13 protein-coding genes are annotated in these 13,889 nt (G+C 39.6%); 8 read left to right on the top strand and 5 right to left on the bottom strand.

Going from position 1 to position 13,889, the window contains the following annotated elements; translation table 11 throughout:
• Positions 1 to 96 precede the first annotated feature (96 nt).
• Entirely contained in the window at positions 97 to 1,425 is a 1,329-nt protein-coding gene (locus tag H6G18_RS17450) for a serpin family protein (RefSeq protein ID WP_190408365.1), read from the top strand.
• A gap of 162 nt (positions 1,426 to 1,587) precedes the next feature.
• Here the strand turns inward: H6G18_RS17450 and H6G18_RS17455 are convergent, their stop codons facing one another.
• Positions 1,588 to 2,151: a RidA family protein gene (locus H6G18_RS17455; RefSeq protein ID WP_190408366.1), complete on the bottom strand. Its 564-nt coding sequence runs from the start codon at positions 2,149 to 2,151 to the stop codon at positions 1,588 to 1,590.
• 551 nt (positions 2,152 to 2,702) lie between these two features.
• Between H6G18_RS17455 and msrB the strand changes: the two genes are divergently transcribed.
• Complete coding sequence (gene msrB / locus H6G18_RS17460) at positions 2,703 to 3,197, top strand: peptide-methionine (R)-S-oxide reductase MsrB (RefSeq protein WP_190408367.1); 495 nt, start codon at positions 2,703 to 2,705, stop codon at positions 3,195 to 3,197.
• 67 nt (positions 3,198 to 3,264) lie between these two features.
• On the opposite strand, the gene H6G18_RS17465 is transcribed toward msrB, so the two are convergent.
• The gene (locus tag H6G18_RS17465) at positions 3,265 to 4,854 is read right to left on the bottom strand and encodes a B12-binding domain-containing radical SAM protein (protein WP_190408368.1); all 1,590 of its coding nucleotides are present in this window, start codon (positions 4,852 to 4,854) and stop codon (positions 3,265 to 3,267) included.
• A 195-nt stretch (positions 4,855 to 5,049) separates the two neighbouring features.
• Positions 5,050 to 5,403 carry an ArsR/SmtB family transcription factor gene (locus tag H6G18_RS17470; protein ID WP_190408369.1) on the bottom strand — a complete coding sequence of 118 codons (354 nt, stop codon included), beginning with the start codon at positions 5,401 to 5,403 and terminating at the stop codon, positions 5,050 to 5,052.
• Between the two features lie 123 nt (positions 5,404 to 5,526).
• On the opposite strand from H6G18_RS17470, the gene H6G18_RS17475 reads away from it, so the two are divergent.
• The 4 genes from H6G18_RS17475 (at position 5,527) to H6G18_RS17490 (ending at position 8,294) form a co-directional block, all read left to right on the top strand.
• Positions 5,527 to 6,216: an MBL fold metallo-hydrolase gene (locus H6G18_RS17475; RefSeq protein WP_190408370.1), complete on the top strand. Its 690-nt coding sequence runs from the start codon at positions 5,527 to 5,529 to the stop codon at positions 6,214 to 6,216.
• A gap of 40 nt (positions 6,217 to 6,256) precedes the next feature.
• A complete protein-coding gene (locus H6G18_RS17480) occupies positions 6,257 to 6,790 on the top strand; it encodes a rhodanese-like domain-containing protein (RefSeq protein ID WP_190408371.1) in 534 nt (177 codons plus the stop codon).
• A gap of 2 nt (positions 6,791 to 6,792) precedes the next feature.
• Positions 6,793 to 7,641, top strand: a complete 849-nt coding sequence (locus tag H6G18_RS17485; protein ID WP_190408372.1) for a sulfite exporter TauE/SafE family protein — start codon at positions 6,793 to 6,795, stop codon at positions 7,639 to 7,641.
• Between the two features lie 74 nt (positions 7,642 to 7,715).
• Positions 7,716 to 8,294: a Uma2 family endonuclease gene (locus tag H6G18_RS17490; RefSeq protein ID WP_190408373.1), complete on the top strand. Its 579-nt coding sequence runs from the start codon at positions 7,716 to 7,718 to the stop codon at positions 8,292 to 8,294.
• A 147-nt stretch (positions 8,295 to 8,441) separates the two neighbouring features.
• On the opposite strand, the gene H6G18_RS17495 is transcribed toward H6G18_RS17490, so the two are convergent.
• Both H6G18_RS17495 and hemE read right to left on the bottom strand, forming a co-directional pair.
• Positions 8,442 to 9,404 (bottom strand): NAD-dependent epimerase/dehydratase family protein, encoded by a 963-nt coding sequence (locus H6G18_RS17495; RefSeq protein WP_190408374.1) that lies wholly within the window; start codon positions 9,402 to 9,404, stop codon positions 8,442 to 8,444.
• A gap of 176 nt (positions 9,405 to 9,580) precedes the next feature.
• Complete coding sequence (gene hemE, locus H6G18_RS17500) at positions 9,581 to 10,633, bottom strand: uroporphyrinogen decarboxylase (RefSeq protein ID WP_190408375.1); 1,053 nt, start codon at positions 10,631 to 10,633, stop codon at positions 9,581 to 9,583.
• A gap of 271 nt (positions 10,634 to 10,904) precedes the next feature.
• Here hemE and H6G18_RS17505 point away from each other — a divergent pair, with 271 nt between their 5' ends.
• Positions 10,905 to 11,663, top strand: coding sequence for a hypothetical protein (locus H6G18_RS17505; protein WP_190408376.1), 759 nt, complete (start codon positions 10,905 to 10,907; stop codon positions 11,661 to 11,663).
• A gap of 41 nt (positions 11,664 to 11,704) precedes the next feature.
• A complete protein-coding gene (locus tag H6G18_RS17510) occupies positions 11,705 to 13,771 on the top strand; it encodes a S9 family peptidase (RefSeq protein WP_190408377.1) in 2,067 nt (688 codons plus the stop codon).
• Positions 13,772 to 13,889: the final 118 nt, after the last annotated feature.

The raw sequence follows: 13,889 nt of genomic DNA on the forward strand, positions 1-13,889 counted from the left end.
TTTCATTTGTGTTAATGCAATAGTAAATAATTAATACAGTATTAACAACGTCAAGTTTGGTAGACAGCTAAAAACTTTGGCAAGTGAGGTAGGAAAATGAATCGGCAGAAGTTCAGTGGTGTGAAAAACAGTTTCTTGCAAAGACGTTACGCGGTTAGTCTAGGAAGACGTTATGTTCTAGCAGCAGCTAGCGTTGTTTTGTTCAGTGTATTAGGTTGTTCTCAAGTAAATACTAATACTAGTGCGCTAGCCCAACCTGGGCTATCTCAACCAGAGCCATCATTGCAAAAAAAAACAGTAGTAATTGATACCAAAATTGTTGATGCGAACAATAAGTTTGGCTTTAAGCTGTTTTCGGAAATAGCAAAACCAGACATTAATGCCAAAAACATTAATGTTTCACCGACAAGTATAGCGATCGCCCTAGCCATGACCTACAATGGCGCTAACGGCTCCACTCAACAAGCAATGGCTAAAACCTTGGAGTTACAGGGTATCAGTCTACCAGAACTCAACTCTGCTTACGCTTCCTTAAACAAGCAGCTACAAAATCCTGATGAAAATGTGCAATTAAATATTGCTAATTCCCTGTGGGTAAATCAAGATATTAGTTTGCGTCCCGATTTTGTGCAAACAACCAGCAATTTTTATCAAGCCAAGGTGACAAATTTAGACTTTCAAAATGTCACGGCTACAAGTACAATCAATGATTGGGTGAAAGACAATACCAAAGGTAAAATCGATAAAATTGTCGATAAAATTGAACCAAATCAGGCACTATTTTTAATTAATGCCATATATTTCAATGGGAAATGGAGCCAAGAATTTGATAAATCCCAGACAAAGCCACAACCATTCTATACTGCGTCTGGTCAACAGAAACAACACCCAATGATGTCACAAACGGGTGAATATAGATATTATGAAAATCCACAATTCCAGGCTGTAAGTTTACCTTATGGTAAAGATGGTAAGACGAGTTTATATATATTTTTGCCCAAACAAAACTCTAACCTAAAAGCCTTCTCGGAAAACTTAAATGCAGAGAACTGGGAAAAATGGATGTCTAATTTTAGTAAGCGTGAAGGAGCTATTAGTTTACCGCGTTTTCAAACAAACTATGACATTACACTCAACGATACACTCAAAGCTTTAGGCATGGGAGAGGCTTTTAGTAATAAAGCCAATTTTTCCGGTATTGGAGACAACTTAACTATTAGTCAAGTTAAACACAAAACTTTTATCGATGTGAATGAAGAGGGTACAGAAGCTAGTGCAGTGACTTCTGTAGGGATAGTAGCGACATCTTTAAGAGAGCCACAAGAGCCATTTAAAATGATTGTTGATCGTCCCTTCTTCTATGCAATTCGTGATAATCAAAGCAAAAATATCTGGTTCATGGGTGTAATTGTAGAACCAGCGTGAAATCAATTCACAATAAAAAGGACAGGCAAGATGCCTATCCCAAAAAACTAGTTAAATTATCCCGTAATTGTGCAACGCCCAAAATGTAAAATTCAAGGCGATCGCTCAACCATCTAACATATCTACTGGACAATTTTAGATGGGAAGTAACTGAGAAACCAGTTATACATTACGGTTTTCTGGAATTACAGCATAAGCATCAATTTCAAACAACATATCATCAAGTGCCAGTCTAGGAACGGGAATGAGGGTGTTCGCTGGTGGTTTATTCCCCCATAAGTTGATAATTTCACGTCCTAACGGGGGCAATTTACTTTGATCGTAATCTACTATAAGAACAGTCGTTTTTGCTACATCAGATGGCTTCGCACCAACTGCATTTAAGGCAAAGCGGAGGTTCTGAAAAGCTTGGATTAACTGCTCTTCAAAGTCATTAGAGACAATATTGCCGTCTAAATCTGAACCAAATTGACCAGAAATATAAACTGTTCTTGTCCTTGGTGGTGTAACAGCTATATGACTATAGCCATTTTGGGTGGCATCATATAAAGTTGGTGGGTTCAGCAACTTCACATCCCTGTTTTGGGGGCCATTGGCACTTACCTCTTTTTGTGTTCCCACAGCAAAAGCAGTACCTAATCCGCTACCTCCAAGCCAAAGCAGGGCATTTCGTCGTGAGAATTTTGTCACTAATGAATTTACTGCACTTTTAATAGGTCGATTCATTGAGGCTCCTTTAATATGAGTTGTCTATTTTTGCTCATACCTAGTTATATTATGTACTCATTTAGAGTAAAAAAGCACTAATAAAAAATAAACTTGAGTGTACTTACTTAATTATAATTAGAACAAAATACTTATAAAATTTAGAACTATTTTTTAGAAGATACTTAAGTATTATTAGCAGTATATCTACCAATGTATTTTTTGGGAAGCTTAAATGAGAAAGAGTAATATTAATTTTCTATGAAGGAGTGCTTGATTATACTTTTTTATAATTCTATTTGAAGGGTTATGGTGTTAAACGCAATGTAAAATATATGGCAGCTTCATGAAGAAATCACATGACACGGGGATTAATTTCTGGGTAATTGGTACTGGAGATGGAGAAAGAAAAACCAATGCCTAAAAATGAGCAAATTTTCGCCATCTTTTTAGCCTGCTTTAATCTATTTATCAACCTTAATTAAGGAAGATAAGTAATTCTTGGTGTCAAGGTAGAGAAATCCCAACATAGTTACTGGGATGGCTAAGTAAAAATAGAAAATAATAGATATATGAAGAAACGCTATTTTTTACAAACTGGTGCTGCGTTAGCTGGCACAGCTTTGTTACCACCCTATATTCTGCAAAGGTCAAGCATTATGGCAGCGTCTAATACTAAGTTTGAAATCACCAAGCCTGAACAAGAGTGGCAAACAATTTTAACCCCTGAACAGTTTCGCGTCTTGCGGAAACATGGAACTGAACGGGCTTTTACCAGTCCACTCGATAAGGAATATAGTCAAGGGACTTATGTCTGCGCTGGTTGCGGACAAGCCTTGTTTACATCTGATACTAAATTTAACAGTGGTACTGGCTGGCCTAGTTTTTTCAACCCTATTGAAGGTGCAATTGGTACTACTACAGATAGATCATTTTTCATGACTAGAGTAGAAGTGCATTGCAACCGTTGTGGTGGACATCTAGGCCATGTTTTTGATGATGGCCCTGCACCCACTGGAAAGCGCTACTGTATGAATGGTGTATCGTTGAAGTTTGTCCCTGCATAACAAAATAATAAAGCGATCGCTCCCAACCATATAATAAAAGAGCGATCGCCTATTATTTCTGATTTATTTAACTAACTACTGCTTCAGCTTTTGCCTCAACAACAGGTACATAGGGTTTCTCTACACCTTGTGCTATGTATTCAGCCAGTTGTTTTTCAATTTGATCGCGCACAATTTGGCGATATTCGAGAAAATGCTCGTTATGAGCGCAGACAGAAATATAATGCTCGACAACTCCGGGGTTGCGCTTGAGGATACTAAACAAGTGATGCCAGAATTTCCAACGAGTTTCTCGTTTAATACCTTGTCGCCAAATGACAATTAACAAGGCTTTAACTACTACCCACTCTGGCATTTTGAATGGGGTTTTGTAACGTGGCGCACCCAACATGAGGAAACAGCGATAGGTGCGGTCTAAATACTGTACGGGGTCATATAAAGTACAAAAGGCTTCGATATACTCCCTACCAATGTCTTCTAGAGGACGGGTGGGAATAAAGTTCATCAAGGTTGTTTGGTTGATGTTACCATCTTGATTTTCCCGTAGTCGTCCTTCTCTCTTCAGGCGATGCCACAATGCTGTATTGGGTAGTGCTTGCAACATGGCGAAGGTGGTGGAAGGGATACCGGCTTGTTCTGCAAAACGGACAATGCGATCGCCTGCGCCTGCTTTTTCACCATCAAACCCGATAATAAACCCAGCCATTGGGCGCAACCCAGCTTTAATGATGGTTTGCACTGCATCAGTCAAGGAACTGCGGGTGTTTTGAAACTTCTTGGTTAGTTGCAAGCTATCTTCATCCGGCGTTTCAATTCCTAAGAAAACGGCGGAGAAACCAGACTCGACCATTAAATCCAGCATTTCTTGGTCTTGTGCTAGGTCAACGGAAGCCTCGGTATCAAATTTAAAGGGATATTGATGTTCAACCATCCAGACTTTTAACTCTTTCAGTAACAATTTCACATTGCGTTTGTTACCGATAAAGTTGTCATCTACCATGAACACACCACGCCGCCAGCCTAAGTTGTAGAGACAATCTAACTCTGCTAATAATTGTGCTGGGGTTTTGGTGCGTGGTTTGCGTCCGTAGAGAACGATGATGTCACAAAATTCGCACTGGAAAGGACATCCGCGCGAGAATTGCACCGACATCATGTCATAGGCATCTAATTCTAGTAAATCAAACCTGGGTACTGGTGTGCTTGTCACATCTGGCTTTTCTGCGGTGCGGAAAGTACCAGAAGTTTCCCCCCGTTGGACTGCTTCTACAAACATGGGTAGGGTAATTTCCCCTTCATCAAGGATGAGAAAATCTGCCCCGACGTTTTCCACATCATGAGGTGTAGAGGTGGGATAGGGGCCACCTACGGCGACTAATTTACCACGTCGTTTTGCTTCTTGAATTTGCTCAAGTAAATCTTGTTTCTGGACAATCATCGCAGAGAAGATAACGATATCCGCCCAGTTCCATTCTTCCTCAGTGGCTGGACGGATATTGCGGTCTACCAGCTTAAATTCCCATTCTTGGGGCAAAATCGCTGCCACTGTTACTAAACCTAAGGGTGGTAACAACACCTTGCGATCGACTAAAGCTAGAATTTTTTCGTATGACCAAAAGGTTTTTGGAAATACTGGATACACTAGTAGAATTCGCATCTCGTATCAATCCTCACGCTGTGATTGTGATCCCACGCTAACAAAAATAATTACTTATTAACTTGTTTTCTAAATTGGCTTTAGTTTACCGTTAATGCTTTTGCTTGGCAATTATTAAAACAATACGCTACGTATTTGACTTGATTTTATAGTGTCATGTTCCATAAATCTGGGGAAATTTCAGGTTTATGTGAATCAACTGTGAATTCCTAAAGCACTATTCTCTAGTTGTTTGAGTTGTTGTGACTTCTCTGCTAATTGCAGCGCTAAACGCTGACAAACTAACTCACACAACTCAAAAATTATCGGATCAGCGATTTCATAAAATACACTCACTCCTTGGGGTTGGCGCTTGATAATACCAGTCTGCGCCAAAATTTGCAGATGTTTGGAAACATTCGCCTGTTTGAGTTGCGTAATTTCCATGATTTCAGTTACATTTTTTGCTCCTGATTTGAGCGCACACAATACTTGTAAGCGGCTCACTTCAGACAATACCTTGAAATAATCGGCTATTGGTGCAAGTGCTGTTGGTGACGCTTCGAGCATAGTTTTAGAACAATCTCAGTATATTGTTTATTGACAATTTATCTAAAAATATTATACAACATAACTATTGTATTACTATACAGTAGTATAATAGAAAGGTAAATCATCGGGGAACAACAAGCTATGTTATTTCGGCAACTATTTGACCCAGAAACAAGCACTTACACCTATTTGATTGCAGACTTAGAAACCAAAACGACTGCATTATTTGACCCAGTATTAGAACAAATCGAACGTGACCAAAAGTTAATTACAGAACTGGGTTTAACATTACGCTACTGTCTAGAGACACATATCCACGCCGACCACATCACCGGAACAGGAAAACTGCGGGAGATTACAGGATGTGAAAGTATTGTGCCTTTTGGTGCAAATGCAGCTTGTGCTGACCGGAAAATGCAACATGGCGATGTGCTGCAATTCGGGACAGTTGACATTGAAGCTATTGCTACACCAGGACACACTGATAGTCACATGGCTTATTTGGTTAATAAAAAATACTTACTTACAGGAGATTCACTACTGATTCGTGGATGTGGACGCGCTGATTTCCAAGGTGGTGATGCAGGAACGCTTTACGACAGCATTACCAAAAACCTCTGGACACTACCTGAGACGACACTCGTTTATCCAGGACATGATTATCATGGACACACGGTTTCCACAATTGGCGAAGAAAAAAGCTTTAATCTGCGATTAGCAGGCCGCACTCGTCCAGAATTTATCGAATTGATGGGTAACTTAAATCTGCCAAATCCGCAAAAGATTATGGAAGCTGTACCAGCAAATCAGCGTTGCGGAAATTTACGGTAAGGGTTGACAGACTAATATTTTTGACAAGGAATTAAAAAAAATGACGCAAACTAAAAACTTGACTGACATCGATGCAAGTACTCTCAAGCAATGGATGGATAAAAATACAGTCCAATTAATTGATGTGCGCGAAGCTGCGGAGTATGCAGCAGAACATATTTCTGGTGCAAAGCTACTTCCTTTGTCTAATTTTCGTGCTGACCAAGTAACACCGCACAATGAAAACATAGTCTTATATTGTCGCTCAGGGAATCGCTCAAATCAAGCTTTGCAGAAATTGATAGATGCGGGTGTTAGCAACGTCTATCAACTCCAAGGCGGACTACCTACTTGGAAAGCCGCAGGTTTATCAACAAATATCAACCCCCGCGCACCTATTAGCTTGATGAGACAAGTACAAATTGTGGCGGGTTCGTTGGTTTTTCTGGGAACAGTGTTAGGTGCGTTTGTCTCACCTTGGTTCTTAATATTGAGTGGCTTTGTTGGTGGGGGTTTGGTATTTGCGGGGGTGACAAATACCTGTGCGATGGCTAATTTACTGGCGAAACTTCCCTATAACCGTCGAATGGTGTAAATATGACTTGGATAATTGGTCATCTTCTCGCCATTGGTATTGGTATTAGTTTAGGGTTACTTGGTGGTGGTGGTTCCGTGCTGGCTTTACCTGTGTTGGTATATGTCATGGGAATTGCGCCCAAAAATGCGATCGCTATGACTTTAGTGATTGTTGGTACAGTTAGTTTATTAGGTAGCATCTCCCATTGGCGTGCAGGAAATATCCAGTGGAAAACTGGTTATATTTTTGGTGCGGCGACAATGTTAGGAGCTTTTTTTGGGGCTAGGTTGGCTACACTGCCATTTATTACTGATAATATCCAAATGTTGCTGTTTGCGCTGTTGATGTTGGTGGCTAGTATCATCATGATTCAGCGCAGCACCCGCACTCAAAAATCTGACGATACAATACCTTACCCACCACCAGTATGTAAATATTGCTGGCTGTGGTTGATGAGTGAAGGAATTATAGTTGGTGGTTTGACTGGTTTGGTTGGTGTTGGTGGCGGGTTTGCGATTATTCCGGCTTTGGTGTTACTTGGTAAAGTACCAATGAAAGCAGCAATTGGCACATCTTTATTCATTATCGCCATGAATGCGATCGCTGGCTTTCTCGGTTATTTAGGACACGTCACTTTAGACTGGAATCTCATATTTAGTTTTATACTCGCTGCTAGTGGTGGAACTTTGCTTGGTGCATATTTGACTAGGTTTGTCCCTGCGGCTAGATTGCAAAAGAGTTTTGGCTATTTTCTGTTAGCAGTAGCAGCATTTGTATTATTTCAAAACCGTGGCGTATTTTCACCAAAACCCACAGCTTCTACAAAACTTAATTTGCAAATGAACGCATCTGTTAGGGATACTTTCTAAAGTAAAGTGAGAAGCTAACCTGTTGCTTGTATATAAGTTTGACGCACGCTGATTTTAGTAGAGAAAAATGGATTATGACTGCTTTAACTTTACAGTTACCACCTCATCTCAAATTGACAGATGAAGAATTTGAGCAAATTGTGGCTGTGAATCAAGAATTACGTTTGGAATTAACTGCTGACGGGGAATTAGTAATCATGTCACCCACTGGGGGAGAAACGGGAAACCGTAATTTCGATTTATTAGGTCAACTATGGTTGTGGAACAGTCAAAATAATTTAGGAAAAGCTTTTGATTCTTCCACTGGTTTTAAACTTCCTAATGGCGCAACTCGTTCTCCTGATGCTTCTTGGTTAAAAATGGAACGGTGGGATATTCTCATACCACAACAAAGAAAAAAATATCTTCCCTTGTGTCCAGATTTTGCGGTGGAATTGGTTTCGGAAACTGATGATGTAGAAGATACTCAAGGCAAAATGCTGGAATATTTGGCAAATGGATTACAACTGGGTTGGTTAATTAATCCCAAAGATAAACTGATAATAATTTATCGTCCCCATCAAGCCCCAGAAGTTTTACAATCTCCTACAAATTTATCTGGTGAAGATGTTCTTCCTGGGTTTATTTTAAATTTACAGCCTATTTTTGCATAGCTTTGATTTTGATCATTTTTTGAGAAAGATTTTTGCCCCTCTCCTCGTCGGATCGAAAAGTCTGAGCAGAGGCTTCCTCCACTCAGAACTTTTCAAGACAGAAGAGTTGGGGAGAGGTTCATCAAACTCACGTTAATGTCATTATTTCTATAGAGAATGTGGACTATCAACACCACTAATTTTTAATACATCACTCATGGTTACACAGTAATTAGGTAAGCCGAAACTATCAGGATTAATGACTGTATCATAGGTAAAATGGCGATAGTTCATACAGAAGCGATCCCAATCTGCCATTTGAATCCGAAATACAGCAATAATTAAATTTGCCAATGATAAAGATAGGGGGATACGGAAAGAAATCTTTTTGCCGAGATAAGCGCAGACTTCTTCTATTGCTTGATTAGCAGTTAAACGCTTTTGACCTAGAACCAGTTTACGTGGTGTATCTTCTGTGGGAGGATTAACTATTAAATATTTAACTACGCTGGCGATATCTTTGCCGTGAATGAAGTGAAAACTACCATCGGCTTGCAAGAAGCGAGCTAAATTCATGTACTTGGTAACTTCTGGGATACCAGATGTGAGATGAGAATAGGGTTTTTTGGCATCACCACCTAAAACTAAGGTGGGGAAAACAGTGGTAATTTTAGGTGCAATACTTAATTCTGCTATTTTGTGTAAACACTCATATTTAGAACGGATATAATCTGTGCCAATTTCCCCAGCTTCTTTGAGTGGTTGATTTTTACTATCTAAAACACTGGCGGTAGAAAAATAAATAACTTGTTGACAACGGTCGGGATCTAATAGATTAAGTAACTCTATAGTTTTAGATACATTAATATCAAAGGTTTGTTCACCACCCCAAGCTGTTGCTGTGAGTACGGCTACATCAATTGTGGATAATAAATCAGCAAATTGACTAATATTTTGCATATCACCCTGTAATACAGTAATACCAGGACGAATCTGAGTATCAACTTGTAATTTACTGGGGTTTCTGACTAATAAATATAGTTCATAATCTGTTTCTTGAATTAGGGCTTCGCTAATATAGTGACCTATACAACCACTAGCACCGGTCACAAAAATTCTTTTTTTAGTCATGTGTTTGAAGTTTGGTTATTAGTTGTAGTGATAAATGGACAACTAATAAATACGCTAAGTTCCTAATTATGATTTATTCACGCAGTAGACGCTTTGCGGCTAACCCACAGGGTGGCGCAGAGAAGAAATTAGAGAGTTTGTCAGTTGTCAACCGACAACCGACAACTGACAACTGACTACACCAAAACATTTAATTGCTTGGCTGTTTCAAAGAAGAAGGCGACATTTTCTTCTGGTGTGTCTGGTAGTACACCGTGTCCGAGGTTGAGAATATGACCCCAGTTACCAGCTTTGCGAACGGTATCGATGATGCGATCGCGGATAAACTCTTTAGAGGCATAAAGTACACCAGGGTCAAGATTGCCCTGTACTTTCATCTGTTTGCCTAATCTAGCTCTAGCATCAGCCATGTCTACTGTCCAATCTACAGTGACAATATCAGCACCAGATTGTCCCATGCGTTCTAGTACCCCAGCGCTACCACTTACGAGCAAAATCAAGGGTGTATCAGGATGGGTTTGCTTGATTTGCTGGAATACTCGTTGCTGATAGGGTAGGGCAAAGGTGTCATAATCTTGGGGGCTGAGTTGTCCTGCCCAAGAGTCAAACATTTGTACTACTTGCGCGCCGGAGTCGATTTGGTAACGGGCATAAATGGCGATCGCATCGGCTAATTTAGTTAACAGTTGATGCAGAATCGCTGGCTCTGAGAATGCCAGATTTTTGATGATGGAGTAGGTTTTGGAACCTTTACCCTCCACAGCATAGGCGGCTAGCGTCCAAGGCGCACCTACAAAGCCTAATACCGTTGATTGATTACCCACTTCTTGGCGTAATGCCTGCAATATGGTTTTAATGAACGGTAAAGCTGCTTCTGGTTCTAAGGGACGCAGTTGTTCAATTTGTGCTTGAGTGCGAATGGGCGCATGAATGATGGGGCCTTTACCTTCCGCAATGTCCATGTCAATTCCCAAGCCTGGCAAGGGGGTGACAATATCGGAAAATAAAATTACTCCGTCTGGCTGGAAAGCTTTCCAAGGTTGCAGGGAAACTTCAATCGCTACCTCTGGAATTTCAGAGCGATCGCGAAAAGAAGGATACTTTTCCCTTAAGTCTCGATATGCTTTCATATATCGTCCCGCTTGTCGCATCATCCAGACGGGGGGACGATCTACAATTTCACCACGAGCAGCCCGCAAAAGGTGAGGAGCCGTTGAAGTAACACCCATTTAACACTTCATCCTAAGTCACTTTTTTATGTCACTGTTTAGCTTATCATTCTGAGATTACGCTTTATTCAAGTCAGGTAGGGGGCAAAAGGTAGGAGGTTGGAGGAAAGAAATAAATTTACGGTTTAGTATTGCTTTTTTGCTTAAGCCAAAATAACTTGAAAACGCCGATGAAACGGAAATTTAGTAGTTGAGTTATAAACATCTTTAATCAACTTCTGCCCCCTGCTTCCTTCCCTCAACTTTTTTCCCTAGCTTTACTAAACTTAATATGCAAGCCAACTCTCATAGCTCACCTCGTGTTGCATCTACTAATAGTAATTCGCACTTAAGCAAGTTATTGATACCCCGTTCCCAACGTCGAATGTTCTTTTGCCAATTTACTTTAATGACCATTATGGGTTGGGTGGTAGGTGGTATTGCTAGTATTGCTTTAGAAAAAATTATCTGGGAAAGTTTGCCTACTGTTTTTGCTTTTGCGCCACAAACCTCGGCTTTTTGGGTAAAACTAATGAGTAATGTTTTATTTGCTTTAGTTTTTGCGGCTGATCAAGCTTTGGTTATCCGTCGCTACCTTTCTGGGCGCTTGTGGTTGATTGCTACTAGCATCGGTTGGTTAATTGCCCATAGTGTGGCTAGTGCCTGGATTAACTATATTTCATCTATTGCAATTTCCCTTAACGAAAATCTAACTTTTGAAATAACGTTTATTTTGGGCTTTTTGTCAACATTTTCATATATTTTTTCGGGAATTTGGCTGGGATTCTTTCAATGGTTAGTTCTACGGCGCTACACAACTAAATCTTGGTGGTGGAATTTTTTCCCTTCAGTTTCTTTCCTGTGTATCAGTTTGTTCGTTTGGTTGCTTTCTTTGGGACAAACTTTACTTCCCGAAACTTACCGAACTCCTATATTGTATTGGAGTCAACAAGGATTTACAGCTATCATTCTGGGAATTATCCCAGCAATTGGCTTGTGTACTTTAAAAAGAAACTTACATAGGAAAGCTGGAATTACTAGCCCATCATAAGTGGCTATTTGCTGAATCTAGAGTACAGGTTGCATATTATAATGAGTAAGTATAGTATTTTACAAAATCATCTCACACCGCCCATTGCGGATAAAGATTCCCAAGTTTTAGAGTTACATGGCGATCGCCGAATAGACAATTACTTTTGGATGCGCGATATAGATAACCCAAAAGTAGTTGAATATCTAGAAGCAGAAAATTCGTATACAACAGCAATGATGCAGCATACAGAAACGCTGCAAACAACACTCTACAATGAAATGCTTTCGCGGATTAAAGAAACAGATTTATCAGTACCTTATCGCAAAGATAATTATTATTATTATTCCCGTACTGAAGCCGGAAAAGCTTATAGGATTTATTGCCGAAAAAAAGGTGGTCTTGATGCTCCTGAAGAAGTATTATTAGATGAAAATGAATTAGCCGCAGGACAGGATTTTTTTGAATTAGGTATATTTGCTATTAGCCCTAATCATCAAATATTAGCTTACTCCTATGACACCAGTGGTTCTGAGCAATATACACTTTTATTTCTTGACTTGAACACACACCAATTATATCCAGAAACTATTTCTGATACTTATTTTTCTTTTTGTTGGTGTAACGATAATCAAACTTCATTCTATACCAAAATTGATGCAGCAAATCGTCCTTACCAACTTTTTAAACACACTTTAGGAACACACCCAAAAAACGATGAATTAATCTACCATGAACCGGATCATGCTTATGCTTTATCTGTAGGAAAAACTCGCAGTCAAGCATATATATTGATGTCTTTGCAAAGCAGCATCACGTCAGAGGTTCACTATCTAGATGCTAATAATCCTCATAGTGATTTTCAGATAATTTATTCACGGGAACCAGGAATAGAATATGAAGTTGAGCATCATAGTGATTACTTTTATATAGTCACAAATGAAGCTGCTACCAACTTTAAATTAGTCAAAACACCATTAGCTGCAACATCGAAAGAGAATTGGCAAACCATAATTCCTCACCAGGAAGATGTGCTGTTATCAGGAGTCAGCCTGTTTATTAATCACTTAGTCATCTATGAAAGAAAGGATGGCTTGCAAACTGCGAGGGTACAAAATCTATCTACAGGGAATGAAAGTAATATCATTTTTCCTGAACCAACTTATCAATTTTCTGAAGGAAATAATCCAGAGTTCAATACTAATATCTTACGATTTAATTATACTTCTTTGATCACACCGCCATCTGTGTTTGATTATGATATGGAAACCCAGGAACAAGAGTTGAAAAAACAGACAGAAGTTCTGGGAAACTACGATAAAACTCAATATCAAAGTGAGTGGTTACTGGCTACTGCTGAAGATGGTACACAAATTCCCATATCAATTGTTTACAAACAGGACATTAAAAAAGACGGTAAAAACCCTTTGCTGCTGACAGGATATGGTGCTTATGGTGCATCTTACCCGTCATCCTTTTCATCAGCGAGACTAGCATTGCTAGATAGAGGAGTAGTGTTTGCTATCGCTCACATTCGCGGTGGTGAAGAGATGGGGCGCAAGTGGTATGAAGATGGCAAATTTTTACATAAAAAGAACACCTTTACAGATTTTATCGCCTGTGCTGAGTATTTAATCAAAGAAGGTTGGACACAGAGCGATCGCCTAGCGATTACAGGTGGAAGCGCCGGGGGTTTATTAATGGGAGCAGTGATTAATTTGCGTCCCGAATTATTTCAAGTTGTAGTTGCCGATGTACCCTTTGTAGATGTAGTGACAACAATTTTGGATACCTCTTTACCTCTATCAGCAATGGAATGGGAAGAATGGGGTAATCCCAACGATCAAGTCTACTATGACTATATGAAATCTTACTCACCCTACGATAATGTTGAAGCGAAAGACTACCCCCATTTGCTAATTACTGCTGGTTTAAACGATTCTCGTGTCAAATACTGGGAACCAGCCAAATGGACAGCCAAACTGCGACAACTCAAAACAGATAACAATATTCTCCTGCTAAAAACCAATATGGAAGCCGGACATAGCGGTGCATCAGGGCGTTATGAAAGCTTACGAGAACTAGCTTTTGAGTATGCTTTCATTTTGGATCGTTTAGGTTTAGTTTAAGAAAGTTAGGTAGGAAACGGTACAACTTTATACAGTAAAGTTCCCCCACAATCACCAGACAAAATTCACCATTGAACATTAGACACAGATCAAATTGATGTAGAGATGTAGAGATGTA

The organism is Anabaena subtropica FACHB-260, from assembly GCF_014697105.1.
GTDB lineage: Bacteria > Cyanobacteriota > Cyanobacteriia > Cyanobacteriales > Nostocaceae > Trichormus > Trichormus subtropicus.

Bases quoted from the DNA above. Each gene is read 5' to 3' on its own strand.
- H6G18_RS17450 (WP_190408365.1), top strand. From the start codon at position 97: ATGAATCGGCAGAAGTTCAGTGGTGTGAAAAACAGTTTCTTGCAAAGA.
- H6G18_RS17455 (WP_190408366.1), bottom strand. From the start codon at position 2,151: ATGAATCGACCTATTAAAAGTGCAGTAAATTCATTAGTGACAAAATTC.
- msrB (WP_190408367.1), top strand. From the start codon at position 2,703: ATGAAGAAACGCTATTTTTTACAAACTGGTGCTGCGTTAGCTGGCACA.
- H6G18_RS17465 (WP_190408368.1), bottom strand. From the start codon at position 4,854: ATGCGAATTCTACTAGTGTATCCAGTATTTCCAAAAACCTTTTGGTCA.
- H6G18_RS17470 (WP_190408369.1), bottom strand. From the start codon at position 5,403: ATGCTCGAAGCGTCACCAACAGCACTTGCACCAATAGCCGATTATTTC.
- H6G18_RS17475 (WP_190408370.1), top strand. From the start codon at position 5,527: ATGTTATTTCGGCAACTATTTGACCCAGAAACAAGCACTTACACCTAT.
- H6G18_RS17480 (WP_190408371.1), top strand. From the start codon at position 6,257: ATGACGCAAACTAAAAACTTGACTGACATCGATGCAAGTACTCTCAAG.
- H6G18_RS17485 (WP_190408372.1), top strand. From the start codon at position 6,793: ATGACTTGGATAATTGGTCATCTTCTCGCCATTGGTATTGGTATTAGT.
- H6G18_RS17490 (WP_190408373.1), top strand. From the start codon at position 7,716: ATGACTGCTTTAACTTTACAGTTACCACCTCATCTCAAATTGACAGAT.
- H6G18_RS17495 (WP_190408374.1), bottom strand. From the start codon at position 9,404: ATGACTAAAAAAAGAATTTTTGTGACCGGTGCTAGTGGTTGTATAGGT.
- hemE (WP_190408375.1), bottom strand. From the start codon at position 10,633: ATGGGTGTTACTTCAACGGCTCCTCACCTTTTGCGGGCTGCTCGTGGT.
- H6G18_RS17505 (WP_190408376.1), top strand. From the start codon at position 10,905: ATGCAAGCCAACTCTCATAGCTCACCTCGTGTTGCATCTACTAATAGT.
- H6G18_RS17510 (WP_190408377.1), top strand. From the start codon at position 11,705: ATGAGTAAGTATAGTATTTTACAAAATCATCTCACACCGCCCATTGCG.